Raw genomic sequence first — 24923 nt, forward strand, 5'->3', positions numbered from 1 at the left:
CAAGCAAGAGGCTGCTGGAATTAAATTTCAACAGCAGGTTCAACAAGAAAAAAATCAAATGGATCGATATGTTACTGCAATAGATTCAATATCTAAAACACCAGGGATTTTGGATGTAGAAGGTCTCTTTGATGAGCTTGAAGGCGATAAAAAAAAGCTGCAAAGCTTAGGTTGGAAGATGCAAGAGTTCAGCTGTTCGGGGTTCTTTTGCAATATTAAATTCTCAAAAATTGACGGTGCGTTCTTCGAGTACGTAGACATTGTCAAGAAAGGACAGGTTCATACTCCGATGTTTAATGAGAATGAACTTGTTTTTGAAAATTTACCGTATGAATATATAGAAAAAACAAATGACACACCGTTTAAATATCAATCATGCACGGACGCTATTTCTTCTATGTATGAGTTTAAATCTATATTCAACAATCGTATTATCAACGATTTGACAGTTTCAGAACCAGTTCCAGTTTTCAATTTTAACAAAGTTTACGATTGGGCAGATATGAAGGATTTAAAATATATCGATGCCAGTGTCAAGTTTGATAACGTTATTACAATCAATTTGTTGAACGATTTCTATACGGAAGAAGAAGTGTACTTTAATTTTTTCAGCGCAAAAGAGAATTCTTTTGACCTGGGATTGAAAATTTACTGCATGTGAGATGATTATGAAAAACAAATTTATTTGTGTGAGTTTTATGTTGGCTTTTTCTACAGTTTCGTTAGCGCAAGACGTTAAGTTCTACGAGAATAATATTAGTTCAATAGAATCTTTGAAAATGAAGTTAGAACAGTTAGAGTTGAAGAAAAAAATACTAGATTTATTTAATAAATTCTCAAATATTGCCAATTATAACGGTGCGGTAAATAGGGCTCTTATTTTAGCGCCAATTTTGCTTATGATGAGTAATCAGATTAAGCTTTTTTGCGGTAAGCTTAGAAGCGCAATGTTCGATCACGAATAAGGCAGTTACTTTTCCAGTTGTAAATGTGAGCACTTATTGTTGTGGTATCCAAGCAAAACTGAGTTGGTATAGGAGAGTACTTTGTTGGGATTACCTCAACTTCGGGTTTCGGCGTTTTTCAAGGTTGTTAGACATTTGGAGAGTGAAAGGATACCAACGCTCAGCAATCATAGTTTTACCGCGGAGCAACAAAGCTGCTTTCGGAATCGAAAGGTTTTTATTTAGTGATGTATGCAAAACGGAAAAAGCCCCTGATAGCGTTCAGGGGCTTTTGATTTTCAGTGTGTAATTCAACACGGCTGTTAATTTTCTCAGTGCATTTTATTTAGTAAAGAATGTCGCGCTCTCGATAAGCTGCGGTCAAATCAGGGCTCTTTCGCTATCTTTATTTCTTGCGCTTAACAAAAAATACGCCAAAACTACGTTTGTGTTTATTGGCGATCCAACACAATCTATTGATGCGATTAACATTGCATCGTCGAGTGATTTGCTCCGCGTTGAACTAAGGGATAGGCAAGCTTTGCTGTCTTACTCTCTTGAAAAATAAAATCAACAATTTACACTCCTAGTTAATCCACTTTAGTGCTACTACAGTCAGTGAACTAAGAATACCCTCATAGCTGGTATTACTTTGGCCGGGTTAGGGATAGGAGCCAGAGACATATCGAACGGTTTTTCTATAAGTTGCTGAATTTTATATTAAAAATCACATAAGTAATATTTTTATGTTATTAGAGAAGTGGCAAAGTGGCAACGTCATTCACTAGTGATTTTATAAATGATCAGTGCCGACAACATGGCTATAGACTTTGGTGAACTCTTTAATAAAGATTTCAAAACGGCGTGGGATATAGGGATTTTGTTTGTACAAAATATACATATTCGATTCTGTAAACCACTCACCATCAAAAAGCTCAACGAGTTCGCCATTGTTGCGTCCTTCTGCGGCTTTGTAGCGGCCACTTAGACCAATGCCAAATCCCTTTTTGATTAGCTCGATAGTAATATCCGTGGAATCAGATGCCATCATGCCCGTCACCGCCACCTCTTCTTGATGACCATGTTTGTTTTGCAGCGTCCAACTTTTTTGCATTTTGACGGCGTTTGTCTGCGTGACGCAGTGATGATGCGAGAGGTCTTTAATGTCTTCTGGTGTACCAAACTCGGCTAGATATTGTGGTGAGGAAAAACAATAGCGTCGATTCGCCGGAAGCTTTTTAGCCACAATAGTGTCGTCTTCTGGCCAGAAGGGCGCGACCATAATATCGACTTCTTCGAATGAGTTTAGTGTCCGTGGGATCATGGTTTTGAAATGGACAGCGATATGCGGATATTTTTTATTGAAGTTGACAATAAAATTGTCGGTGATGAATTTCGCCATGGGGTGCAAACAACCAATACGAATGATGCCCGATTCATCTTGTTGCTCACTTTGCACTAAGGCAATGGTTCGATCTATTTGCTCGAGTAGTGATTCTGATTGGATCAGAAAGGTTTCACCTTGCGGCGTTAAGCTAATATGACCGCCTCGACGATGCACCAAGGTGACAGACAAACTCTTTTCGAGCATTTTGATCTTACGGCTTAAGGTCGGTTGGCTGATCTGCAGCAACCGCGACGTTTCAGTGAAGTTTAATTTTCCTGCTAACGCTACAAACATCCTTACCGCTTCGATATCCATCACATCTCCAATGTTAAAGCACGCTATCAAACGAATAGTTTGTGATTGTAAATATCCGAAAACGCGTGTGTTGTCATCTGTTTTACGCCGTATCTCACCAATTATTGATCTCATGCAGACACATTCATTTTCTGAATAGCTGTGATTCAAAAGGCTATGTTTTCCAAAGATTTTGCATCGATATAATCCTAGGCATTGGCGGCCATTCCATGATGTGTTTTCCGTCAGGGAATCTTCAACGAGTGTTTGTGGAATATCGATAACCATCCTTATCACGGGTTTCCATTCACAAGGAAGGGTATAGAGGCCACACATTGAGTCCTTACAAGTCTTCCGATGATGCGCTTGCAATGTAGTTAAAAATCCAACCTTGTTGGGCCGCGTTCGAGCACGCTTTTTATAGAGAATTCAATAGAGATAATAATGAAAAAAATTCTATTCACATTGGGGCTGATCACTTCATTTGGCAGCCAAGCGGCATTAGAACTCACCAACTGCGTGATTGTCGAACCTGCGCCATCATCCAATGTCGCCGGCATCTTTTTTGATATCCGCTTTCGTGTGACAGATGAGGTAAAGAAACTGCGTATCCCAGGGCCAGAGTCGATACAAGGTGCGACGATCAAGGGGCTGTCAGACACGGCCGAAATTCATGAAACGGTAATGAAAGATGGGGTGATGACAATGAAGCAAATCACCCAGTACAAGATCAAACCAAACACCGAGCATCAGTTTAAGCGCGGTGGCCACCACTTGATGATTCGCGACTTTAGCCAACGTCCAGTTGCGGGCGAAGAATATGAGTTGTCGGTTTGGTCTACCTATACCGAAGACCCAAGCTGCATGGCAAAAGTGGTGAAATCTGCCGATCTTGCGATGTTGAAGAGTAAACAGGTAGGGAGCGCAGAATGAAGTTTTTCCAAGGGGTAAAACGTAAAGTCATCATCGCGCTGCTGGTGATTGGCGGCGGGCTGGGGTTGCTCGCCTCTTTGCCGGCGACGGAAGCCTTACATGCGCTTAGTTCGAATGAGTTCTGTGGCTCTTGCCATACGATGAAACCCATGGTTGAGACGTTCGCGAACTCGGTTCATGGCGGCAATAACTCACACGGGTTTGTTGCGGAATGCACCGATTGTCATTTGCCGAAATCGAATGTGGTAGAAGAGTTGTATGTCAAAGGTACATCTGGCATGCGTCACCTATGGGGCGAATATATATTGGGTATGGAGGCGCTCGATTATCAATCGTTGCACCCAAAGCGTACCGAGTATGTGTTTGATTCAGGTTGTGTGAATTGCCATAAAGACTTGGAACGCCGAGCGCTTTTGGCGACGGAAGAGAGTGAACCGGCCGACTGGACTCATAATTTGGCTTTTGCACGTAAAGATAACGATCCACAGTGGAAGTGCTCCAGTTGCCACTACGATATTGCGCACCCTCAGCTAGAAGAAAATATGGCAAAACGCGCGGAAGACAAATTGCGAATGAACGCGAAAGAGGCCTTCAAAAATGAATAATACGTTTTCTCTTCTTTCTCTGCTGGTGGGCTCAGCGTTGATGTCGGGCTCTACACTGGCACAAAACTCGGTGACGCCAAGCAATGCACAACTCACTAATCCCGATGTGGATAATGGCCTGCAAAACTACACCATCAATCGCACGATTTCAGATCTGAGTGCCGCGGAAATTCAAGCGGCCACTCGCGCATCGGTAGGCTGTTTTATGGGCTGTCACCGCCCTGCGGTTGAAGAAGTGCCTGAGACTATTAGCCCGAAAATATCGGGCCTTCCGGCTCAGTATATCTACAACCAATGGTCAGATATGGACGGCACCCGAACCTCGGGTTTGTCGGTGCAAATGAAAGAGTTTGTTTACTTACTCTCGCCAAAAATGATGGCCGATGTGGCGATTGTTCTGAGCGATCGTGAAATGAAATACAGCCCAGATTCCAATGTGGTGGGTGGGGAGTCATGGACGCGCGGTAAAGCCATTTACGATCAGTCTTGCAAGGCTTGCCATGGTGAACAAGCGATAAGCAATAATGATCGCTTTCCGTCATTCAAGGGGCAAATGCCATACTACTTGTTTGAGCAGTTGAAAAACTACCGTGATGAAAAACGCACCAATCGCGATGCGCCGATCATGTACCCGTTTGCCAAAATGTACAATGAAGACGACTACAAAGACATCATTGCTTACGTGACGGGCCAAGAACTCAAACAAATTGAGCGAACGGAATTCATTACCGGTATCGGCATGCCTGCGCCAAAAGATTTTGTGTTGCCAGATACCGGCCAAATCCAAAACTTTACTAACGTTCATGGAGAAGATTCCGATTATCACGGCGCAGAGCCGCGTTATACCGTTTCAAAATCAGGCAAAACGACCTTTGATGAAAACACCAAGTTGACGTGGGAGCGTGATGCTTCGCGTATTTGGATGACGGCCATTGAAGGCAAAGAGTATTGCGAAAATCTGGAACTGGATGGTTATACCGATTGGCGTTATCCATTGATTAAAGAGCTGCACACCATTGCAGACTTTGGCGAATTTCGCCCTGCGATTGATACCGAAGCGTTCTTGAATATGCCACGCCAGAGTTCGGGCATTTGGACGTTCCCAGTGTCTAACCATCCTGATCATGCATGGCACATTGGCTTCCCTGATGGACATACGATGGGGCAACATACCGCCTCAACCAAGCTGACGCGTTGTGTGCGGGCTGATAATAACGCGGCTTATCACAATTTGGAGTTGGTTGATAACCACGATGGCACGGTCACCGAAAAAGTCACCAATCGCATGTGGCAACAACATATTGATTTTGAACGTCGAAGCTGGGAAGACTCGATTCAGTATTGTGAAGATATGAACTTTGCCGGCTACGATGATTGGCGTTTGCCGGATTTTAAAGAAATGATTTCAATTGGGGATTTCAACAAAGTATACCCATCGATTGATCAGACGTTTTTCCCGAATACACCATCAAAATACTTGTTCTGGACAAGCTCTGCCAAAGTTGGCACAGAGAGACAAAACTTCCGTCCTCTTCCGGCGCGAAAAAACAAACAACCACCGGAAATGTACAACTTGGTGGGCAAAAAAGGGGGAACGCAGCGCTGGGCGGTTGGGTATGCGGTTGGTGCAGGTTATGGCTTAAATGAAGAGACACCAAACTACGCGCGCTGTATTCGTAACCCTTAGTGTCGATGTAACCCTTACTTGGATTGCTTATAATAAGCGTTATGAGTTGAAGTATCAGTGCCGCCTGTACCTTCAATCGACTGACGCAATAAAATAAAAAGTGAGCTTGGTGGCTTTTGCCTATTGACTGCCAGGCTCACTTCCTCACGTCGCGTGTCACGCAGAGACTCATTATGAAAACACTTCTCTTCACGTTCGTTAATCTTGTTATCTCTACATCACTGCTTGCCAGTGAATTACCACGTTATGATGACGGGGCTCGTTGGGCGTTTGTTTCCGGAAAAAACACCCGTCAGGTCGCGGTTGTCGATACCTTCAAATACCAATTAGCCGGTTATATCGAACTGAAAGCCGAGCCGACCGAAATGGCGGTGTCTGATGTTCAAGATTTGCTGGTGTATATCGATGGCAAAACCGCCAAAGTGTACAGCTATGATTTGATTAAGCACACGCACTCGGAAATGGCGGTGGCAGGCGTGCCGAGCCAAATCACATTTCATGCTGATGGCGCTGAGTTAGCGGTGGCATTGCATAACCAAATTGCCTTAATTAAACCACTACAACAAGAGTACGTCACAAGCATTGATGGGTTAACCAGTCCTTTTAGTATGAATTACGATAACGGTGGCTATAACCTTTATATTACAGAGGCAAACAGTGGCAAAACCACCATCTATCGCACTCATGATGGCAAACGCGCCTCTTTGCAGTTGGGCTCTGGCCATGTCTCAGACATCACGCTATCACCCGATGCGCGACTAGCCATGGTTTCTGATCACTTAAGTCGCTCCGTGTACGTGTGGGACTTGTTCAGTGGTGACCACTATCATTCTTATCCGATGGATTCTGAACCTTGGCGTCCTTATGTGAGCTCTGATGCGGAACATATGGTGTTTGTCTCTGAAGCCGGCCAAGTACAAGTTTTTAATACCTGGTCAGGGGCGTTGGTGAATCAGTTTACGATTGAGGGTGGCCCAAAATCGATTCGTACCGGATGGCTAGAAACGATCGGGATTGTGGAAAGTGCACACAGCTTAAATATCTTCACTTTGGCCGAAAATACCCCAATCACACAGTTACCACTCACCGCACCGCTGAATGAAGTTGTCGTGGTTTCTGATTCGAAAACCCTGTTCGCGACGCAGAAAGATCGCAGCGAATTACTGATTTACGATATCCGATTTAATCAGCGCCGCGCCGATATCGATACGGGGTTGAAAAATCCCCAGCATTTGGTGATGGGCATTACCAATACGGTATGTCACTAAAATGCCGTTTTCTAGACTGGCAGCCACGACACTCATTTGTTTGTAGGAGCATCATGAAAATCACACAACCACCGCAAGCCATTATCGTCGTGAAGACAATAAGGTACAGCGCAATGCGAGTCATCACCGCCGTGAGGATCCCTCGGTTAGCGAATACCCTCAAATATGCTGGGATGTTGTGGATGGCGATCAGCTTCTCACTGTCCGCCAAACCGCTGCAATTTGAACTGCAAGATCATCATCTCGGTCAGGTCACTGAGCAGAATTGGCCGGGTAAATACTTGTTAATTGGGGTGGGATACACCAGTTGCCCGGATGTTTGCCCAACCACCGTGATTGATCTCGCAACCGCGGTGAATCAATTAGGTGAGCAAGCGAAACAGGTTGTGCCCATTTTTATCTCGGTCGATCCGAAACGCGACTCGGTGGAAAATATCGATTTATACGTCAAATATTTTGATCCCAAAATGGTCGGGCTAACCGGAACGCAAGCGCAAATTAAACTCGCCGCCAAAAACTTAAAAGCCACTTACGGCTACAGCCTTGAAGGCAAGCCTATCTATCCGCCGCTGCCGGATCGGTATGAGGTTTACCATTCGGCGTACATCTATTTCTATGGCCCAAATCGTGAGTTGATTGATGTGTTTGGTTACGGTGAAGGCGGGGTGAACATCAGTGAAAGCATTAAGGCGCTCCTCAATGAATAACACGATGCACGATGTGACTCTGCGCGTGTTCGTGCTGTTCATTTGTGTTTTCAATAGTGCCTTTGTGAGCGCCCAGCAATGTGTAACGCCTGATGGGTTTACGCCAGTCAGCGCAGAAGGCCAAGTGATTCAAACGTTTGATGCTCTGCCGGATTTAATACAGACCACATCTCATGGCACAGAACAAACGAATAAACCGGTCACGCTGGTCAACTTATGGGCTGCTTGGTGCCCGCCATGTTTAAAAGAGCTGCCCATGCTAGACAGCATCGCCAATCATGCGGATTTTGCTATCGAGACGATTCATCTTGGTAACAATGCTGACGCCTTACAAAAACGTTTTGATGAACTCAATATTCAGCACTTACCTAAAAACATTGAACCTGACTATGCGCTATTGGAGCGTTGGGGATTTCGGGGTTTACCCGCCACGTTGATTGTGGTGAATAACCAAGTCCACTATCGCTCCGCGGGTTATCTTCATCAATCGGCTGATGAGTTAGCGTATTGGTTAAGCTGCCTCTCGCAGTCATCAGCATCATCAAGCAATACCAATAAAGGGGCACAATAATGCGTCTATTTGCGTTTCTGGTTATTTTTTTGTCCGGCCATGCTTGGGCCGTCACCGATATTGAACAGGGGAAGGCTCTTTATATTTCCCCAGGAAAAGGCGGGTGCGCCACGTGTCATGGACAAACCGGTAATGAACCGATCATGGCGATGTACCCAAAGATTGGCGGTCAGAATGAATTGTATCTTTATAACCAAATGATCGACTTTAAAAATAAGAAACGTCGCAATGGGTTATTTATTCCAATGGAAGTCGCAATGATAAGCTATTCAGATGATGAAATTCGTTTAATCGCGAAATATCTAAGTACGAATGGATTAAGTGCGGGTGAATAACGAGAATATCCTATCGCGATGACCAGGCTTTTTGAGCGTCTGGGCGTCGCGACAGTATGCGTCTATTCTGCGGTTAATAGAGAGAGGATAGGGCGGTTATAACATGCCTGCACTGGTCATGAGCGCCACTGTGATAAGACCGGTGGCAAAGAACACAAATAGCGCGCGTTTATTTGAAGCAAACACCAGAGTCGGTCGCGTGTTATCGGCCGAACTGTTTTTTTGTTTTCCGGTGAGCATTGCCATCACTAACGGTTTTGAGCGCAGTTTATAAACGAGAATCGCAACCAAGTGCAGCGCAACCAATCCCATCAACAGGCGGGCACATAGGCCATGCAGTGTGCGAAAAACCTCAATAAGTTGATCGCTTAATAGAAGTTCCGCGTAAGGGAGATCATCAAACAATCCCACTAGCGTCATACCCGTTATACATTGCAACAGTATCGTACTGATCAATGCCACCACCATCCAAGCTCCTGCCGGGTTATGCCCAGCGTGTGAGGTTTCCTTGCCGCGTAGATAACGAATCGTACGCGCAGGTGATGAGAGAAACTGCTGAAATCGACTAGTATCACTGCCAATAAAACCCCAAACGATCCGCCATAAGATCAATGTGAACAGTGCTAAGCCTAAATAAAGGTGCGGGCCTACGCCGGTCATTAATCCGATAAAAAGCAGTGCTTGTAGCCAGTGGTAAAGGCGAGTGGGTAGATCCCAAATTTTCATTGTTGCTCCTAATTTGTCGATAGCAATTAACGCGACATCTGTCGGTCTTGTTTGCGAGGTCGGCACTATAAATTAGCCACGAAAATTAATTAATAACCTAAATGTATAAGGATTGTTTCCATATGAGTTGCAATCGTAGGGGGTATTTTGGCTAACTATGGGATGGGCGGTATGGGTTGCATATTGGTGAGATACTCAACCAGGACGTTAGTTTCGGATGTATCACTTCTGGTAGTTATGCCACTGGCGGTTATACAACTTGGTTTGCCACCTACTTTATAAACGCATCACGGACGGGATCGGCAATATCGGCATTCCACAATAAACCCACAGACCAAACCGCATGTTCATCTTCTAAAGGAATGAAACGTATTTGAGGTTGGCTAATACGCGCCACATTGGCAGGAATGATCGTATACTCCAAACGCGCAGACACCAAAGCCAACGTGGTGACAATATCGTTAGTCTAAACTCTTGAGCGTTCTGATTTTGAGCTAATTGTAAGGGGAAATAGCCAGAGTAAAGGATTGAGTCAGTAAAGATCACGAATCTCGCCCTAAACTCTTATCTGTCACAAGTGATTCGGATTAAATTAGCGGAAAAATGGTGGAGCACAGGTTTGCGCCCAAAGCATACGTTGAACGCCAATTGTGAAACAAAAAAATCCCTCGAATGATTCGAGGGATTTTTATTTTCTACTTCGTTAGTTAACAGTGAAAGCTAACGAAATGCATTTTATTTAGTAAAGAATGCGCGCTTTAAGCCAAGCTCTAGGCCTCGAACTTCAGCAAGGCCTTTCAAACGACCGATTGCAGAGTAACCTGGGTTAGTCTTCTTCTTCAGGTCATCCAGCATTTGGTGACCGTGGTCAGGACGCATTGGGATCTTACGTAGATCGCCAGCTTCTTCACGGCGCTGCTCTTCTTCAAGAATCGCCATCACTACGCCGTACATGTCCACGTCGCCTTCTAGGTGCGCCGCTTCATGGAAGCTTAGTTGGTTCTCTTCACGTTGCGTTGAACGCAGGTGAGTGAAGTAAACGCGATCGCCGTGCTTTTTGATCATGTTCACTAGGTCGTTGTCACCACGAACACCGTAAGAACCGGTACACATGGTGATACCGTTGTTCGAGCTTGGCACTTTTTCGGTCAACCAATCGATATCTTCGATGGTTGAAACGATGCGTGGCAGGCCTAGGATAGGGCGCGGTGGATCGTCCGGGTGGACCGCCATCTTAATGTTTTCTTCGTCACATACGGTCATGATTTCCGCTAGGAAGTACGCCATATGCTCACGCAGTTTGTCTTTAGTGATACCCGCGTAGCGATCAAGTTGAGCTTGGAATGCTTCTAGGGTGTAACCTTCTTCAGCGCCAGGCAAACCAGCGATGATGTTCGCCGTTAGCTGCTTGATTTGCTCTTCAGACATGTTGTTGAAGTACTCAAGCGCTTGTGCTTGTTCCGCTTCAGTGTAATCAGCGTTTGCGTTAGGGCGTTTTAGAATGTGCAATTCAAACGCGGCAAATGCGATTTGGTCAAAGCGAAGTGCTTTTGAACCATCTGCCATTTCGTACTCAAGGTCAGTACGGGTCCAATCAAGCACTGGCATGAAGTTATAACAAACGGTGTCGATACCACATTGCGCTAAGTTACGCAGTGTTTGTTTGTAGTTGTCGATCCAAAGTTGGAAATCACCCGTTTGAGTTTTGATTTCTTCGTGCACAGGCACACTTTCCACAACAGACCAAGTTAGGCCTTTTGCTTCAATGATTGCTTTACGTGCAAGGATTTCTTCTTTTGACCACACTTCACCATTTTTAATATGGTGTAGAGCATTTACGATGCCTGTTGCGCCTGCTTGACGAATATCATCAAGAGAAACTAGATCGTTCGGACCGTACCAACGCCACGTTTGTTCCATGACTAATCACCTTTTAATAGGCAGACTTAACCCGCTCAAGAAAATTGAGAGTATTAAGTTGCGAATAACAAATATAAATAACGACTGATTTAACTATTTTTATGCGGTTAGCACCGCTTTTTATAGAAGGCGAACGATTATTCGCCTCCGAATAACAGAACCGGGTTGGAGCTAAAGAGGTAGCCATCAAAATCCGGGTCATCAATATCTGACAGTTCGAGAAGTCGTTGTTTCACATTTTCAAGGTGTTGCCACATTGCGCTTTTTGCCGTGACCGGATCTTTACGCTGCATTGCAGCCAAAATCCGCGCATGATCTTCCATCCATTCCTGGCGGTAGTCATGGCCGCTAATACGTGAATGAAGCTTTTGCCACATAGGACTTTGCTCGCGACGTTCCCAAGAGTTTTTAAGCATATCCACTAACACAGAGTTGTGTGTCGCTTCTGCAATACTCATGTGGAACTGTTCGTCACCGATACAACGTTCACTTTGTGCTGCCAGCTCTTGGCGCTCTAATTCGAGCGCCGCACGCATTTTAGCAATATCCCCCGGCGTTACTTGTAGTGCTGCAAATTCTGCAATATTACTTTCAAGTAACTGACGCGCCTGTAACATTTCAAAAGGTCCCGCATCATCAGTGATGATGTGTTCACGATGGGGTGATTGATTAGGAATATTGATCACATATACACCAGAGCCTTTTTTGACTTCAACAAGGTTTTCCAGCTCAAGCATGATGATTGCTTCACGTACCACAGTACGGCTGACATCGAGTCTTTCAGCAATATCGCGCTCAGGCGGTAGACGGTCACCCACATTATAGTGGCCATCAGTCAATTCTTGTCGTAAAACCAAACCCAGTTCTTGGTAAGGACGTTTGGGTGCAAAAGGCATCATGATGATATTGTCGCTTCTTTCCATTTTTATTCACTCCATCATAACTAACCAGATTAATTGGTCAACCTATCTCAATAGTTATGTGGCAATACCTATACTTCTCTAACAAATCTAAAAAATTACTTAACTGATTGAATGCGCTCGATTAGTGCAAACAGTTCAGGATTGTTTTTCTTCACGTCGTCGTACATTGGTTGAACCGCAGTTACGAATGACGCTTTATCTACGTCGATAAACTTAACACCAATCTCTTCTGCTTTTTGGCGCTCTTCTTTTTCAGATTCAGCCCAAAGCGTTTTCATCAGTTGCATTGAGTTCAATGCTGCGGTCTTAACCGCTTTTTGGTGTTCTTCCGATAGGCCATCGAATGCATCAGTAGAGATCACCAATACGTCAGGAACCATGGTGTGCTCATCAAGAGAGAAGTACTTAGATACTTCACTGTGACGGCTCATACCGTAAGAAGGAATGTTGTTTTCTGCAGCATCTACAACGCCTTGTTGTAGTGCAGTGTATAGCTCACCGTATGCTAGAGGCGTTGGGCTACCACCAAGTGCTTCAACCATTGCAATCGCTGATGGGCTTGGCTGTACACGTACTTTTAGACCTTTCAGATCTTCAGGTGTATTGATTGGCTTGCTGGTGTAGAAGCTACGTGCGCCTGCATCGTAGTAGGTTAGACCAATGAAGCCACTGTTACGTGATGACTCAAGGATCTCTTCACCGATAACGCCTTCTTGCGTTGCATAGAAGTGGGCTTGATCACGGAAAAGGTAAGGCATGTTAAATGCAGAGTAGGCCGGAGCAAACGCTTCTAGTTCAGCAGCATTGGTTTTCACCATCTGTAGCGCACCGTTTTGCATCAGTTCCATTGACTCACGTTGAGAGCCAAGCTGTGCATCTGGGTAAATACGGATGCGAACTTCGCCATCAGTCGTTTTACGCACTTCTTTTGCCATTGCGTCCATCGCTTTATGTACCGCGTGGTCACGAGTGTGGTTGTGGCTCAGTTTTAGAGTAGTTGCCGCAAAAGCTTGCGCACTCACACCAAATGTTAGTGCTGCACCGATCACTGCAGTCAGTAGACTCTTACGTGTTTTCATTATTATTTCTCCGTGAGATTTAATCCGTAAATTTTGTAGGTGTAACAAGTTTCGGAGCCAATCTTGCGACCAATTTAGCTCATCGTCAAAATAAAAAACACAATTGGTTGAGCAATATCACACTTACACGCAAAGAATTGGTCAACCAATTCAAGTGTGAACTAAATCACGGACGACGTGGCGCCAGTGAATATAATGCCCGCAGAAAAAGAAATGTTATTGATTGAGGGATATGAGCGTGAGTTTATATTGGTTGACCAGTAACGATAATTTGCTCGTCATATGACATGACAGCGATGTTAAGGAAACAATAATGAAAAAATTGGTCGAATACATCAATAAAAGCTTGGCGACATTTACCGTCTCGCTTTCTACTTTCCTCGTGCTTTGCGTAGTTTGGCAGGTATTGTCACGCTACATTATTGGTCGCCCAAGTACCGTAACTGATGAACTTGCCCGTTACTTGTTTATGTGGGTTGCCCTTATTGGCGCCGCTTACACCACTGGCCAAAAACGCCACCTTGCGATTGACCTATTAACCATGAAGTTAAAAGGTAAACGTAAACTGGTAAACGAACTCATTATTCAAATCGCTATCGCTGTTTTCGCTTTCGTTGTACTGGTGTACGGCGGCTCAAACCTAGCAATCAAAACGTTGGCAACTGGCCAGCTTACGCCTGCTTTGGGTTGGGAAATGGGTTACATCTATTTCTGTCTTCCAATCAGTGGCGCTCTGATGATTTTCTACTCTGTGGTTTATGGCATAGAAAAAATTCAACAACTTATTTCTGGTGATGTGGCTGTAAGCGACGCACAACAAAACTAATTTCGAAGAGGAATTCCACAATGGAATGGCAATTAATTCTTACTTTATTTGGCACTTTTGGTGTGCTGCTGGCTCTGGGTATTCCAGTCTCATTTGCGATTGGTCTTTCTTCTTTAGCAACCATTATGATGAGCTTGCCGCTTGAACCTGCTATTGCAGTAGTGGCGCAACGTATGGCTGCAGGCCTTGATAACTTTGCTCTATTGGCTATCCCGTTCTTTATCCTTGCGGGTAACATCATGAACCAAGGCGGTATCGCTATCCGTCTAATTAACTTTGCTAAAGTACTGGGTGGTCAGCTACCAGGTTCACTAGCACACGTTAACGTTCTTGCTAACATGATGTTTGGTTCAATCTCGGGTTCTGCGGTTGCATCAGCTGCGGCAGTGGGCGGCACCATGGCGCCACTACAAAAGAAAGATGGCTACGATGAAGCGTTCAGCGCGGCGGTAAACATCACTTCTTGTCCTACTGGTCTATTGATCCCGCCAAGTAACACGCTAATCGTATTCTCACTGGTTTCTGGTGGTACATCGATTGCTGCTCTTTTCCTTGCAGGTTACCTACCGGGTATCTTGATGGGTCTAAGCTTGATGGTTGTGGCCGGTATTATCGCCAAACGTCGTGGCTACCCAGTTGCAGCGCGTCCAACACTGGCAGCAGTTTGGGATACATTTATTAAAGCAGCACCGTCACTTCTTCTTATTGTTGTGATCATGGGCGGCATCATCGGCGGTATCTTTACGGCAACAGAAGCATCAGCAATTGCTGTGGTTTACACGCTGGTTCTTGCAGTCGGTGTTTATCGTGAAGTAACGGTTCGTGATTTACCAAAAATCGTCCTTGAGTCTGCGGTAACAACTTCAATTGTATTGCTATTGGTTGGCGCTTCAATGGGCATGTCTTGGGCAATGGCGAATGCTGATATCCCTTACATGATTGCCGATGCTCTACTAGCGGTTTCAGAAAACCCACTAATCATCCTATTGATCATCAACGTAATCCTTTTGATTGTTGGTATCTTCATGGATATGACACCAGCGGTTCTGATCTTCACTCCAATCTTCCTACCAATCGTGTTGGATATGGGTGTGGACCCAGTACACTTCGGTATCATGATGACATTCAACCTTGCTATCGGCCTATGTACTCCACCAGTGGGTAGTGCACTGTTTGTTGGCTGTTCGGTTGCAAACATCTCTATCGATAAAGTAATCAAGCCACTACTACCGTTCTACGCGGCGCTATTCCTAGCACTATTGGCAATTACGTTTATCCCACAAATCAGCCTACTACTTCCACAGCTGATCCTGGGTTACTAATTCTAGATTACTGATTCTAGGTTACTAATCTAGCGCTACAAATTTCGACTTTATACGATTTGATTATCGGATTTGCCTCCATCTATTCGCCTCGCAGTGCTTAACTGGCTGCGAGGCCAAGGAAAAAACAATGAAAACAATCGCAAATACCAACTTGAATGAACAAGTCATTCGTCCAACTTTCGCTCGCTCAAACCTGAAAACTCGTATTGTTCACCTTGGTTTCGGTGCTTTCCACCGTGCGCACCAAGCGCTATTCACTAATGAAATGCTAGAGAAAACCAACAGTGATTGGGGCATTTGTGAAGTAAACCTATTTGGTGGTGAAGATCTAATTGAGCAGTTGCGCGCACAAGACCACCTATACACAGTGGCAGAGAAGGGCGCAGAATCAACTGACGTTAAACTGATTGCCTCAGTAACGGAATCACTGCACCCAACATTAGATGGTAAAGCGGCTGTATTAGCGAAGATGACCGAAGAGCAAGTGGCGATCGTTTCGATGACCATCACTGAAAAAGGTTACTGCGCGGACCCAGCGACAGGCCGCCTAGACAAAAACAACGGTCTGATCATTGCTGATTTAGCCAATCCACAAGACCCAAGTTCAGCGATTGGTTACATCGTTGAAGCACTGCGCCAGCGCCGTGAAAAAGGCATCCAACCATTTACTGTGATGTCTTGCGATAACGTACAAGAGAACGGCCACGTAGCACGTGCAGCAGTATTGGATTTCGCTAATCTTGTTGATGTTGAACTGGCAGCATGGATTGAAGCAAACGTCACGTTCCCATGCACAATGGTAGACCGTATTGTTCCTGCAGCAACAGAAGAAACCCTAACTGAAATTGCCCAGCTAGTGGGCGTAGAAGATCCATGTGGCATTGCTTGTGAACCGTTCCGTCAATGGGTTATTGAAGACAACTTCGTTGCAGGCCGTCCTGATTGGAACGTTGCGGGCGCAGAATTTGTGAGCGACGTGGTGCCATTTGAAGAAATGAAACTGCGTATGCTAAATGGTAGTCACTCATTCCTAGCGTACCTAGGCTTCCTAGGCGGCTACGCGCATATCTCTGACACCATGACCAACGATGATTACCGCACAGCGGCGTTCGACATGATGATCAAAGCGCAAGCACCAACACTGAATATGCCGGAAGGGACTGATCTAGAAGCGTACGCAACGCTGCTGATTGAGCGCTTTACCAACCCAAGTCTAAAACACCAAACATGGCAAATCGCGATGGATGGCAGCCAGAAGATCCCACAACGCATGGGTGGCTCACTACGTCATCACCTAGCACAAGGTACGGACTTCAAATGGTTGGCGATGGGCATTGCCGGTTGGATGCGCTACGTTGGCGCGGTGACTGAACAAGGCGAAGCGATTGATGTTCGTGACCCTATGGTTGAGCAATTCCAAGCGATTTACGCCGAGCATGGTCTGAATGCCTCAGTAGTGAAAGCGCTGCTTTCAATCGAAGCGATTTTTGGCACCGACCTTATTGCTAACGAAACCTTTGTTACCGCGGTAACAAACGCGTACCAGTTAATCCTCGATAAAGGCGCTCGCGCAGCCGTCGCTTCTCTTTAATCGATAAAATGATGCCCTCCCTATGTGAGGGCTTCTTTGCTTTAAATCTTGCTGTTGTAAATAGTACTTAAAATTTCTTTGGTGTGGGCGAGGCCGGCACCTACGGAGTAGAAAATGAAAAACTTTTTGTGTGAAGACTTCTTGCTATCGAATGACATTGCTCGTGAGCTATACCACGATTACGCCAAAGCGATGCCAATCTACGATTACCACTGCCACCTAAACCCAAAAGAAGTGGCTGAGAACCGTCAGTTCGAAAACCTAACCAAGATCTGGTTAGAAGGCGATCACTACAAGTGGCGTGGCATGCGTTCAGCCGGCGTACCTGAAGCCTTGATCACAGGTACTGAAGCGTCAGATTACGAAAAGTTCCAAGCGTGGGCAAAAACCGTTCCGCAAACATTGGGTAACCCACTGTACCATTGGTCACACCTTGAGCTACGTCGTCCATTTGGTATTACTGGCAAACTGTTTGGCCCAGAAACAGCGGATCAAATTTGGCACGAGTGTAATGAAATGCTTGCGACTCCAGAATTTTCAGCACGCGGCATCATGAAACAAATGAACGTTGTGATGGCGGGTACAACTGACGACCCAATTCATTCGCTGGAATACCATCAAGCCATCGCAGCTGATGACAGTTTTGATGTCGAAGTTGCCCCAAGCTGGCGTCCAGACCGTGCATTCAAGATTGAATTGGATGGTTTTGCTGAATATATGACACTACTTGGTGAAGCAGCGGATGTTGAAATTACACGCTTTACCGATCTACTGACTGCGTTAGAGCGTCGTCTAGAGCACTTTAGTGCCCACGGCTGTCGCGCCGCTGACCACGGTATAGAAGTGGTTCGCTACGCTGCAGTACCAAGTGAAGCGACACTAGATGCAATGCTAACCCGTCGTCTGCAAGGTGAAACGCTGAGCGAGCTAGAAATTGATCAGTTCAGCACTGCTGTTCAAGTGTGGCTTGGCAAGCAATACGCGAAAATGGGCTGGGTAATGCAGCTGCACATCGGTGCACAGCGTAACAACAGCACGCGTATGTTCCAACTACTAGGCGCTGATGCAGGCTTTGACTCAATCGGTGACCGTCCGTTCGCACTGCAATTGTCTTGCTTAATGAACGCAATGGATATCACCAACGAGCTACCAAAAACCATTCTTTACTGCCTAAACCCACGCGACAACGAAATGATGGCGACCATGATTGGTAACTTCCAAGGTGGCGGTATTGCAGGCAAGATCCAATTTGGTTCTGGCTGGTGGTTCAATGACCAAAAAGATGGAATGGAACGTCAAATACAGCAGCTTTCTCAACTGGGTCTACTGAGCCAGTTTGTTGGTATGCTGACCGACTCTCGTAGCTTCCTGTCGTACACGCGCCACGAATACTTCCGTCGTATTCTTTGTAACATCATCGGCCAATGGGCGGTGAATGGTGAAGTGCCAAACGACATCGCAATGTTGGGCAAAATGGTTCAAGACATCTGCTACCAAAACGCTAAATCCTACTTCGTTCTACCAGGAGAGCAAGTATGAAGCGTATTGCCTTAATCGGGGAATGCATGATTGAGTTAAATGGCGCGCCGTTTGGCGCCATGACTCAAACGTTTGGTGGCGACTCACTCAATACAGCGGTTTACCTTGCACGTGTTGCGGGTGAAAAAGTGGCGATTGAATACGTTTCAGCGCTAGGCACTGATGCCATCAGCTCTGGAATGCTTACGCGTTGGCAACAAGAAGGCGTGGGTACCGATTTGGTATTGCGTGATGAGACACGCCAACCGGGTCTATACCTTATCCAGTTAGATGATCAAGGTGAGCGTACCTTCCTTTATTGGCGTAACCAATCTGCGGCACGTTACATGATGCAGCATGCGGATTTTGCCCGAATCGAAGCGGCGCTAACCAAGGTTGATATGGTGTATCTAAGCGGTATTAGCTTAGCGATTCTACCTGCGGAAGATCGCACTAAGTTGGTGGCGCTGCTGGCAAGCTTGCGTCAACAAGGTGTGGAAGTGGCGTTTGATTCAAACTACCGTCCAGCGCTATGGCGTGATGCTGATGAAGCGCGCGATTGCTACCGTCAGGTATTTGCGATCACCGATTTGGCGCTAGTGACCAACGATGACGAAGCCAATCTGTGGGGTGACAGCGATGAGCAGGCAACGTTAGATCGCTTGCAAGCCGCAGGCGTAAAGAAAGCGGTGGTGAAGATGGGCGCAAAGGGCAACTTGTACCAAGAATTTGCGGCGGGTGATTTTGAGACCATTGCGACCACGCCAGTGGAAACTGTCGTCGATACGACTTCGGCGGGTGACTCATTCAACGCGGGCTTTTTAGCTGGCTACCTACAAGAGAAAGATGCGCAGCAATGCTCGCGTCAAGGCCATCAATTGGCGGGTATCGTGATCCAACACAAAGGCGCGATCATCCCAACACATGCAACAGAAACGATTCGCTTTGTTTAGCCAGTTCGATGTTTAGTCAGCTCGATGATTAGACATTGGTGACTAGATATTGATATAGAAAAACGGATTTAAAGTAAGGATTTAAACATGACCACGATTGCACAACAATTGGCTGAAATTAAAGTTATTCCAGTGATTGCGATTGATCGCGCAGAAGACATTATCCCACTGGGTAAAGCGCTAGCAGACAACGGTTTGCCAGCGGCTGAAATCACTTTCCGCTCAGATGCGGCAGTAGAAGCGATTCGTTTACTGCGTGAAGCGCAGCCAGATATGCTGATTGGCGCAGGTACGGTGCTAAATCGCGAACAGGCGATTGCAGCGAAACAAGCGGGCGCGACTTTTGTTGTTTCACCAGGCTTTAACCCTAACACGGTGAACGCATGTCGCGAAATTGGCATCGATATCGTACCAGGCGTGAATAATCCAAGTGCGGTAGAAGCGGCGATTGAAATGGGTCTAACCACGCTGAAATTCTTCCCAGCGGAAGCATCGGGCGGCATTAACATGCTGAAATCACTGCTAGGCCCTTACACACAAATTCAATTCATGCCAACAGGTGGCATCAGCACTAAGAACGTTAACGATTATCTTGCGATTGATCGTGTGATTGCGTGTGGCGGCACTTGGATGGTGGATAAAGCGCTGATCAACGAAGGTCGTTGGGATGAAATTGGTCGCCTTGCACGCGAAGCCGCAGATTTAGTTAAATAAGCTCGCGCAGCAACAGTAAAACCCTATGATTAAGGCTTCTTTCGAGAGGCCTTTTTTAGCTAAGCCGTTTGAGCTTTCTATCCATATTCTTGAGTGAGTCACGATGCAAATTGCTTTTTTACATACATTAGCGGCGAATCAAACCTTATTTGAATCATTTATTGCGCCTAGTGGTTTAGATAGACTCGCGTCTATTGTTCATCATAGTGCGCCCCAACTTCTACAGTATGCGAGCGCCGTAGGACTTGATGATGAATTGGCATCGATGGTTGAACAGCAAATAGTACAGTTGGAAGCGCAGGGCGCTGATTGGATTGTTTGCACTTGTTCCAGTATTGGCGCGTTAGCTGAGCAAGCAAAAACACGCTTTGCTCAAGTTATGCGAGTCGATAGGCCGATGGCAATCGAGGCGAGCCAAAGTGGTCATATTAAAGTACTAGCGGCCCTTGCAACCACCATCAATCCAACCATCAACTTATTGGCAGAATACGATGCTGATATAGCACAGCGATCCACCGTGGAAGTGATTCCCGAGGCGTGGGCACATTATCTGGCTGGAGACAATGACGCCTACCTGGCAACCATCGCACAATATATCACTCAGCATTGCCAAGATGACGGTTGTATTGTGTTGGCGCAAGCCTCAATGGCTCCGGCTATTTTGCAACTCGATCAAGCCACACGCCAACGCGCGTTAACCAGCCCAAGCTTGTGCTTGGACTATTTACTGGCTGAGCTCGAACATAATAATAATGGTGATTCACAATGATGACGTGGTTAACGCAGTGGACAATGCCGGAATGGAATCTTGCCCAAACCATCGGTATGGTGGCTTTTTTTATTGGAGCGACCGCTTTCTTACACAGCGATGGGCGACGCTTTCGTCTTCATTTGATGTTATTTCAAATCGTGCTGTGCAGTCATTTTATTATGATGGGAGCGCTGGTGGCCGCGTTTGGTTGTGGTATTAGCGCGATACGTAGTTACGCATCAACCAAAACACAGTCAACCTCGGTAATGGTGTTCTTTATCGCCATGCTGTGGGTGATGGGTGTGCCGCAACTTGAGCACTACTATGAAATTTTGACTATTTTTGGCTCGTCAGTCGCCACCTATGCTTTGTTTAAAATGCAGGGAATATCAATGCGCCTGCTAGTGATGTTCAATTCGTTTTGTTGGATCATCAATAACTTTTTACTGGGGTCAATTGGTGGAACGTTGATGGAGTTGACCTTTATCATCGTGAACGGCATGACAATTGCGCGTATGTATTATGCTCGCCCTGCGGTAAAAGTATAAATCTCGAATAGTCAGGCAACGCGATAAAACTGCGCGTCTAATGAGGATGTAAATATGGGGCGTAGATAAAAACACCGAGTCTTGATGAACATAAGGGCTCGGTGTTTTTTTAATTAACGGCTTATCACGAGCAGGTGAATAAATGTCAGTCCTATATCGCGCTTAACTGGCCATTTATTGCTTGCATCGCCGGAACCCATGCAAGCTTATCTGCAGACATCTTGTTGCCGCACGGAAGTTTAATATGATTGACCAACCACACCACACAGCCTTGCTCGAGATTGAACAGAACACGTGCTTGTGAGTATAAATTGCCATCATCAAATGCTGCGGAAATTGGCATTGCCGCGCCTTGCCATGCATTGATTAAATCTTCCACTTTGTGTTCAACCGCTAAAGTGATCACTTCCGGTTCCACATCTTTCACAATACGCATCTCAACGTGTGTGTGCAGCCCCACTTGTTTAAGCGTAATTTGATGAGGAATATTGCTGTCATTCCACACCAATGTGGTATTGATTGATTGATTGTTCAGCCAGCCATTGATGAGAAATTTTGATGATCGCTTTACGAACAGGCATCGGCTCATTTACGGCAACCAATGGACGGTGAGGCTGCTCAGCATTGAAAATGATGAAATCATGTGGTGCAAGATTGGCGAATTGCTCACTGATAATATCTTCGCTAAATGCGACATCACGAGCTTCTAGTAGATCTTCAGCAATGCTTTGAAATGGCTGGTGGCTGTAACCAAAACGCTCTTCTCCCGCAAGGATGATTTGCACGTCGATATACTTGCGGTGAATTTCAGATTTGCACTCAGAGATGACTTTCGTGTTGTCATCCACCACGAAAAAGAAAACATCTTCACCTTCAAGTGGGTAGCGACCGTTTTCTACTGAAGCATTGATACGTTGTTTTACTTGTTCAATCACTTCAAGCATTTTTACTGGGATATTTTTATAGCTGTCCAGTTTAGATAAGTTGCCTTTAAACACTAATTACCTCAATAGCCACGCTGTGGCTGCATTAGAAAGGGCTATTATAAGCGAACAATACAATTGGTTGACCAATTAAAGTTAGGTAAGGAGAACTAGATCAACAATTCGCTTGGTGAGCTAGTTAGGGCAGAGAAGGGGGATCAAAAAAAGCCTATGACCGAAGCCATAGGCATAGATTTTGTGCTAGAAGCTAGAAGCTAGAAGCTAGAAGCTAGAAGCTAGAAGCTAGAAGCGAATTAAAGCGCCGCTTGTTTGGCTTCTGCTACCCAAGAGTCAAATAGCGCTTGGTTAGCTTTGATCCAGCCATTAGCGTGTGCTTCAATATCGGCCGCTGAATTCTTACCCTTACTCATGATCATGTTTTGCGCGCTGACATCGTTGATGTTCACTTTGATGATCTCAAACAGCTTCGCCGCTGCTGGGTTGCTGTCAGTAAACTTCTTATTGGCAACGATACGCATCGAGTTCATCTCAAAGCCATAGTTTTTGCCGTTGGCAAGCGTAGTGTCGATATTCTTACGCTCGCCTGGTAGTGCAGAAAACGGCACTTCTAGCCATACGACATCTTTACCCGGAACCAATACGCCACTAACCCAGTAAGGAGTCCATGTGTAGTAAATGATAGGGTCGCCTTTTTTGTAGCGAGAAATCGTATCCGCAATGATGGCCGCGTAGTTACCTTGGTTGTGAGAAACGGTATCACGCAGTTTAAAGGCATTTAGTTGCTCTTCGATCACCATTTCACAACCCCAACCAGGGTTACAACCGGTTAGGTCTGCTTTACCATCGCCATTGGCGTCAAACAGAGCCGCAATCTTCGGGTCGGTTAGCTGACCAATGTTGGTGATGCCGTATTTTTCTGCCGTTTTCTTATCAATCAAGTAACCTTGTGCTGCACCACTAATGAATTGGCCTTTACGGAAGAAGCTGTCATCGCCACCTGCCATGGTGTACTTGTCAGCATGCAAAGGGAACCAGCCTACCGCAAGGAAGGTCGCGTCACCGTTCGCAATTGACGTGTAGCCAACGTTGTAGTCTACCTCTTTGGTTTCTTTAACTTGGTAACCTAGTGCTTCAAGTGCTTTGTTTACGATAAGAGTTTGGAAGGTTTCTTCTGCAACCGTTGATTGAACAGGCTGAACTGTCACACCTTCACCTGGCAATTTTTCAGCCCACGCATGACTTGAAACAGCAAGCGCAGAAACAGCGCTTACGACTAGGGTTTTCTTCCATGAATTATTCATTCAGTTTTCTCCTGGATTGAGTTTCCCAACGATTTATTAGCCGGCAGCTTGAAAAATATCGAAGCTGGACCTGTGTGATACCAACGTTGTTTTGTATTTTGAGCATTAATGCCAAGTTGCTGTGTAACGCGATCAAGCAAAATAGCAAGAATAACGATGCCTAAGCCGCCGACGGCAGCAAGACCCATATCAAGTCGTCCGATACCGCGCAACACCATTTGTCCAAGGCCACCAACCGCGATCATGGAGGCTATCACCACCATAGAAAGCGACAGCATCAACGTCTGGTTTACCCCGGCCATGATGGTAGGCATCGCCAACGGTAATTGGATGCGATACAGCATTTGTTTGCGACTGGCGCCAAACGAATGTCCTGCTTCAATTAACTCGTCCGGCACTTGCTGGATGCCGAGAATCGTCAAACGTACCACTGGTGGTAGAGCAAAAATGATAGTAACGACAACGCCAGGGACATTACCGATACCAAATAGCATCACGATGGGTACTAAGTAAACAAACGCCGGGGTGGTTTGCATCGCATCTAGCAGCGGTCGCACCACTTTTGCGGCGGTATCGCTTCTCGCCAGCCATATCCCCATGGGTAAGCCAATCAGTAAGCAGAAAAACACCGAGGTCATCACCAGCGATAAAGTGGTCATCGCTTGACCCCACGCGCCAATCAACCCGATTAATACCAATGAGACCAGCGTGGTTGCGCCGAGTTTCAAGTTAGAAAATTGCCAAGTGATGAGAAACAGCACTAACAACATAATTGGCGCAGGGGTTGAAACCAGAGCGGTTTCAAATGAGCTAAGAATGAAATCTATCGGAACTCGGATCGCTTGGAAAACAGGGCGTCCATGGTTGACCAACCATTCAAGCCCCGTTTCTACCCAGACATCGAAGGGGACAACGGCGTTGGCAAAGGGGTCCATGATATCGAAAGGCGTTTGCTCAATTCCCTCAGAAGAGAGCCAATTTTCGTCACCTGATGGGGCATCTTGCGCCCATGGATTACTTTCGGCTGGCGCTGGCGTTGCCCAAGGGTCGTTTGCGGTTTCTTGTGCTGACAT

Annotated in this window: 27 protein-coding genes; 17 read left to right on the top strand and 10 right to left on the bottom strand. The window is 45.8% G+C overall.

All coding sequences use genetic code 11. The features are described from left to right. Together RH85_RS23095 and RH85_RS18575 are read left to right on the top strand one after the other, a co-directional pair. Nucleotides 1-661 (top strand): hypothetical protein (locus RH85_RS23095; protein ID WP_006714260.1); only part of this gene is annotated, 661 nt, incomplete at its 5' end. Between the two features lie 7 nt (nt 662-668). Then, nucleotides 669-965 (top strand): hypothetical protein, encoded by a 297-nt coding sequence (locus tag RH85_RS18575; RefSeq protein WP_138956499.1) that lies wholly within the window; start codon nt 669-671, stop codon nt 963-965. Nucleotides 966-1737: 772 nt separating this feature from the next. Here RH85_RS18575 and RH85_RS18580 read toward each other — a convergent pair. Next, the gene (locus RH85_RS18580) at nt 1738-2646 is read right to left on the bottom strand and encodes a LysR family transcriptional regulator (RefSeq protein WP_006714262.1); all 909 of its coding nucleotides are present in this window, start codon (nt 2644-2646) and stop codon (nt 1738-1740) included. A gap of 423 nt (nt 2647-3069) precedes the next feature. Here RH85_RS18580 and RH85_RS18585 point away from each other — a divergent pair, with 423 nt between their 5' ends. The 7 genes from RH85_RS18585 (at nt 3070) to RH85_RS18615 (ending at nt 8731) form a co-directional block, all read left to right on the top strand. Continuing rightward, nucleotides 3070-3558: a copper chaperone PCu(A)C gene (locus RH85_RS18585; protein WP_006714263.1), complete on the top strand. Its 489-nt coding sequence runs from the start codon at nt 3070-3072 to the stop codon at nt 3556-3558. Further along, nucleotides 3555-4163: a cytochrome c3 family protein gene (locus RH85_RS18590; RefSeq protein ID WP_006714264.1), complete on the top strand. Its 609-nt coding sequence runs from the start codon at nt 3555-3557 to the stop codon at nt 4161-4163. The genes RH85_RS18585 and RH85_RS18590 overlap by 4 nt, the downstream gene beginning before the upstream one ends. Beyond that, complete coding sequence (locus RH85_RS18595) at nt 4156-5850, top strand: Lcl domain-containing protein (RefSeq protein WP_006714265.1); 1695 nt, start codon at nt 4156-4158, stop codon at nt 5848-5850. The genes RH85_RS18590 and RH85_RS18595 overlap by 8 nt, the downstream gene beginning before the upstream one ends. Nucleotides 5851-6023: 173 nt before the next feature. Further along, complete coding sequence (locus RH85_RS18600) at nt 6024-7118, top strand: YncE family protein (RefSeq protein WP_006714266.1); 1095 nt, start codon at nt 6024-6026, stop codon at nt 7116-7118. A 53-nt stretch (nt 7119-7171) separates the two neighbouring features. Further along, a complete protein-coding gene (locus RH85_RS18605) occupies nt 7172-7825 on the top strand; it encodes an SCO family protein (RefSeq protein ID WP_241210418.1) in 654 nt (217 codons plus the stop codon). After that, complete coding sequence (locus RH85_RS22105; protein WP_006714268.1) at nt 7818-8396, top strand: TlpA family protein disulfide reductase; 579 nt, start codon at nt 7818-7820, stop codon at nt 8394-8396. Before RH85_RS18605 ends, RH85_RS22105 begins: the two co-directional genes overlap by 8 nt. Continuing rightward, nucleotides 8396-8731 (top strand): c-type cytochrome, encoded by a 336-nt coding sequence (locus tag RH85_RS18615; RefSeq protein WP_006714269.1) that lies wholly within the window; start codon nt 8396-8398, stop codon nt 8729-8731. Before RH85_RS22105 ends, RH85_RS18615 begins: the two co-directional genes overlap by 1 nt. A 96-nt stretch (nt 8732-8827) precedes the next feature. Here the strand turns inward: RH85_RS18615 and RH85_RS18620 are convergent, their stop codons facing one another. From RH85_RS18620 to RH85_RS18635, 5 genes are all read right to left on the bottom strand, one after another. After that, entirely contained in the window at nt 8828-9457 is a 630-nt protein-coding gene (locus RH85_RS18620; RefSeq protein ID WP_006714270.1) for a cytochrome b/b6 domain-containing protein, read from the bottom strand. 271 nt (nt 9458-9728) lie between these two features. After that, entirely contained in the window at nt 9729-9881 is a 153-nt protein-coding gene (locus RH85_RS22470) for a type 2 periplasmic-binding domain-containing protein (RefSeq protein ID WP_174269589.1), read from the bottom strand. A gap of 311 nt (nt 9882-10192) precedes the next feature. After that, nucleotides 10193-11377, bottom strand: a complete 1185-nt coding sequence (gene uxuA / locus RH85_RS18625; protein ID WP_006714272.1) for a mannonate dehydratase — start codon at nt 11375-11377, stop codon at nt 10193-10195. A gap of 137 nt (nt 11378-11514) precedes the next feature. After that, nucleotides 11515-12300 (bottom strand): FCD domain-containing protein, encoded by a 786-nt coding sequence (locus RH85_RS18630; RefSeq protein WP_006714273.1) that lies wholly within the window; start codon nt 12298-12300, stop codon nt 11515-11517. 95 nt (nt 12301-12395) lie between these two features. Beyond that, nucleotides 12396-13379 carry a TRAP transporter substrate-binding protein gene (locus RH85_RS18635; RefSeq protein ID WP_006714274.1) on the bottom strand — a complete coding sequence of 328 codons (984 nt, stop codon included), beginning with the start codon at nt 13377-13379 and terminating at the stop codon, nt 12396-12398. Nucleotides 13380-13692: 313 nt separating this feature from the next. On the opposite strand from RH85_RS18635, the gene RH85_RS18640 reads away from it, so the two are divergent. The 8 genes from RH85_RS18640 to RH85_RS18675 all read left to right on the top strand — a co-directional run bounded on the left by RH85_RS18640 (nt 13693) and on the right by RH85_RS18675 (nt 21605). Next, nucleotides 13693-14205, top strand: a complete 513-nt coding sequence (locus RH85_RS18640; RefSeq protein WP_006714275.1) for a TRAP transporter small permease — start codon at nt 13693-13695, stop codon at nt 14203-14205. Nucleotides 14206-14225: 20 nt separating this feature from the next. Next, on the top strand, nt 14226-15527 hold the full coding sequence (locus tag RH85_RS18645) for a TRAP transporter large permease (protein ID WP_005595464.1): 1302 nt from the start codon (nt 14226-14228) through the stop codon (nt 15525-15527). A 130-nt stretch (nt 15528-15657) separates the two neighbouring features. Next, complete coding sequence (locus tag RH85_RS18650) at nt 15658-17121, top strand: fructuronate reductase (RefSeq protein WP_006714276.1); 1464 nt, start codon at nt 15658-15660, stop codon at nt 17119-17121. Nucleotides 17122-17235: 114 nt separating this feature from the next. After that, complete coding sequence (gene uxaC, locus RH85_RS18655; protein WP_006714277.1) at nt 17236-18660, top strand: glucuronate isomerase; 1425 nt, start codon at nt 17236-17238, stop codon at nt 18658-18660. After that, the gene (locus RH85_RS18660; protein WP_006714278.1) at nt 18657-19592 is read left to right on the top strand and encodes a sugar kinase; all 936 of its coding nucleotides are present in this window, start codon (nt 18657-18659) and stop codon (nt 19590-19592) included. Before uxaC ends, RH85_RS18660 begins: the two co-directional genes overlap by 4 nt. An 87-nt stretch (nt 19593-19679) precedes the next feature. Beyond that, nucleotides 19680-20306, top strand: coding sequence for a bifunctional 4-hydroxy-2-oxoglutarate aldolase/2-dehydro-3-deoxy-phosphogluconate aldolase (locus RH85_RS18665; protein ID WP_006714279.1), 627 nt, complete (start codon nt 19680-19682; stop codon nt 20304-20306). A gap of 103 nt (nt 20307-20409) precedes the next feature. Then, the gene (locus RH85_RS18670; protein ID WP_006714280.1) at nt 20410-21075 is read left to right on the top strand and encodes a hypothetical protein; all 666 of its coding nucleotides are present in this window, start codon (nt 20410-20412) and stop codon (nt 21073-21075) included. Beyond that, entirely contained in the window at nt 21072-21605 is a 534-nt protein-coding gene (locus tag RH85_RS18675; RefSeq protein ID WP_006714281.1) for a YgjV family protein, read from the top strand. The genes RH85_RS18670 and RH85_RS18675 overlap by 4 nt, the downstream gene beginning before the upstream one ends. Nucleotides 21606-21756: 151 nt before the next feature. Here RH85_RS18675 and RH85_RS18680 read toward each other — a convergent pair whose 3' ends face one another. The 4 genes from RH85_RS18680 to proW all read right to left on the bottom strand — a co-directional run bounded on the left by RH85_RS18680 (nt 21757) and on the right by proW (nt 24923). Then, the gene (locus RH85_RS18680) at nt 21757-22110 is read right to left on the bottom strand and encodes a hypothetical protein (protein WP_241210424.1); all 354 of its coding nucleotides are present in this window, start codon (nt 22108-22110) and stop codon (nt 21757-21759) included. After that, a complete protein-coding gene (locus RH85_RS18685; protein ID WP_006714283.1) occupies nt 22100-22603 on the bottom strand; it encodes a NanQ anomerase/TabA/YiaL family protein in 504 nt (167 codons plus the stop codon). Before RH85_RS18685 ends, RH85_RS18680 begins: the two co-directional genes overlap by 11 nt. Nucleotides 22604-22842: 239 nt before the next feature. Further along, nucleotides 22843-23850 carry a glycine betaine/L-proline ABC transporter substrate-binding protein ProX gene (gene proX / locus RH85_RS18690; protein WP_006714284.1) on the bottom strand — a complete coding sequence of 336 codons (1008 nt, stop codon included), beginning with the start codon at nt 23848-23850 and terminating at the stop codon, nt 22843-22845. Next, nucleotides 23847-24923: a glycine betaine/L-proline ABC transporter permease ProW gene (gene proW, locus RH85_RS18695; protein WP_006714285.1), complete on the bottom strand. Its 1077-nt coding sequence runs from the start codon at nt 24921-24923 to the stop codon at nt 23847-23849. Before proW ends, proX begins: the two co-directional genes overlap by 4 nt.

The sequence above is a fragment of the Vibrio ichthyoenteri ATCC 700023 genome (genome assembly GCF_000222605.1).
In the GTDB taxonomy this organism is placed as follows: Bacteria; Pseudomonadota; Gammaproteobacteria; order Enterobacterales; family Vibrionaceae; genus Vibrio; species Vibrio ichthyoenteri.

Bases quoted from the DNA above. Each gene is read 5' to 3' on its own strand.
- RH85_RS18615 (WP_006714269.1), top strand. From the start codon at position 8,396: ATGCGTCTATTTGCGTTTCTGGTTATTTTTTTGTCCGGCCATGCTTGG.
- RH85_RS18595 (WP_006714265.1), top strand. From the start codon at position 4,156: ATGAATAATACGTTTTCTCTTCTTTCTCTGCTGGTGGGCTCAGCGTTG.
- RH85_RS18650 (WP_006714276.1), top strand. From the start codon at position 15,658: ATGAAAACAATCGCAAATACCAACTTGAATGAACAAGTCATTCGTCCA.
- RH85_RS22105 (WP_006714268.1), top strand. From the start codon at position 7,818: ATGAATAACACGATGCACGATGTGACTCTGCGCGTGTTCGTGCTGTTC.
- RH85_RS18665 (WP_006714279.1), top strand. From the start codon at position 19,680: ATGACCACGATTGCACAACAATTGGCTGAAATTAAAGTTATTCCAGTG.
- RH85_RS18575 (WP_138956499.1), top strand. From the start codon at position 669: ATGAAAAACAAATTTATTTGTGTGAGTTTTATGTTGGCTTTTTCTACA.
- proX (WP_006714284.1), bottom strand. From the start codon at position 23,850: ATGAATAATTCATGGAAGAAAACCCTAGTCGTAAGCGCTGTTTCTGCG.
- RH85_RS18585 (WP_006714263.1), top strand. From the start codon at position 3,070: ATGAAAAAAATTCTATTCACATTGGGGCTGATCACTTCATTTGGCAGC.
- RH85_RS18580 (WP_006714262.1), bottom strand. From the start codon at position 2,646: ATGGATATCGAAGCGGTAAGGATGTTTGTAGCGTTAGCAGGAAAATTA.
- RH85_RS18635 (WP_006714274.1), bottom strand. From the start codon at position 13,379: ATGAAAACACGTAAGAGTCTACTGACTGCAGTGATCGGTGCAGCACTA.
- RH85_RS18660 (WP_006714278.1), top strand. From the start codon at position 18,657: ATGAAGCGTATTGCCTTAATCGGGGAATGCATGATTGAGTTAAATGGC.
- RH85_RS18670 (WP_006714280.1), top strand. From the start codon at position 20,410: ATGCAAATTGCTTTTTTACATACATTAGCGGCGAATCAAACCTTATTT.
- RH85_RS18645 (WP_005595464.1), top strand. From the start codon at position 14,226: ATGGAATGGCAATTAATTCTTACTTTATTTGGCACTTTTGGTGTGCTG.
- uxaC (WP_006714277.1), top strand. From the start codon at position 17,236: ATGAAAAACTTTTTGTGTGAAGACTTCTTGCTATCGAATGACATTGCT.
- RH85_RS18630 (WP_006714273.1), bottom strand. From the start codon at position 12,300: ATGGAAAGAAGCGACAATATCATCATGATGCCTTTTGCACCCAAACGT.
- RH85_RS18620 (WP_006714270.1), bottom strand. From the start codon at position 9,457: ATGAAAATTTGGGATCTACCCACTCGCCTTTACCACTGGCTACAAGCA.
- RH85_RS18600 (WP_006714266.1), top strand. From the start codon at position 6,024: ATGAAAACACTTCTCTTCACGTTCGTTAATCTTGTTATCTCTACATCA.
- RH85_RS18605 (WP_241210418.1), top strand. From the start codon at position 7,172: ATGAAAATCACACAACCACCGCAAGCCATTATCGTCGTGAAGACAATA.
- RH85_RS18675 (WP_006714281.1), top strand. From the start codon at position 21,072: ATGATGACGTGGTTAACGCAGTGGACAATGCCGGAATGGAATCTTGCC.
- uxuA (WP_006714272.1), bottom strand. From the start codon at position 11,377: ATGGAACAAACGTGGCGTTGGTACGGTCCGAACGATCTAGTTTCTCTT.
- RH85_RS18640 (WP_006714275.1), top strand. From the start codon at position 13,693: ATGAAAAAATTGGTCGAATACATCAATAAAAGCTTGGCGACATTTACC.
- RH85_RS18590 (WP_006714264.1), top strand. From the start codon at position 3,555: ATGAAGTTTTTCCAAGGGGTAAAACGTAAAGTCATCATCGCGCTGCTG.
- proW (WP_006714285.1), bottom strand. From the start codon at position 24,923: ATGTCAGCACAAGAAACCGCAAACGACCCTTGGGCAACGCCAGCGCCA.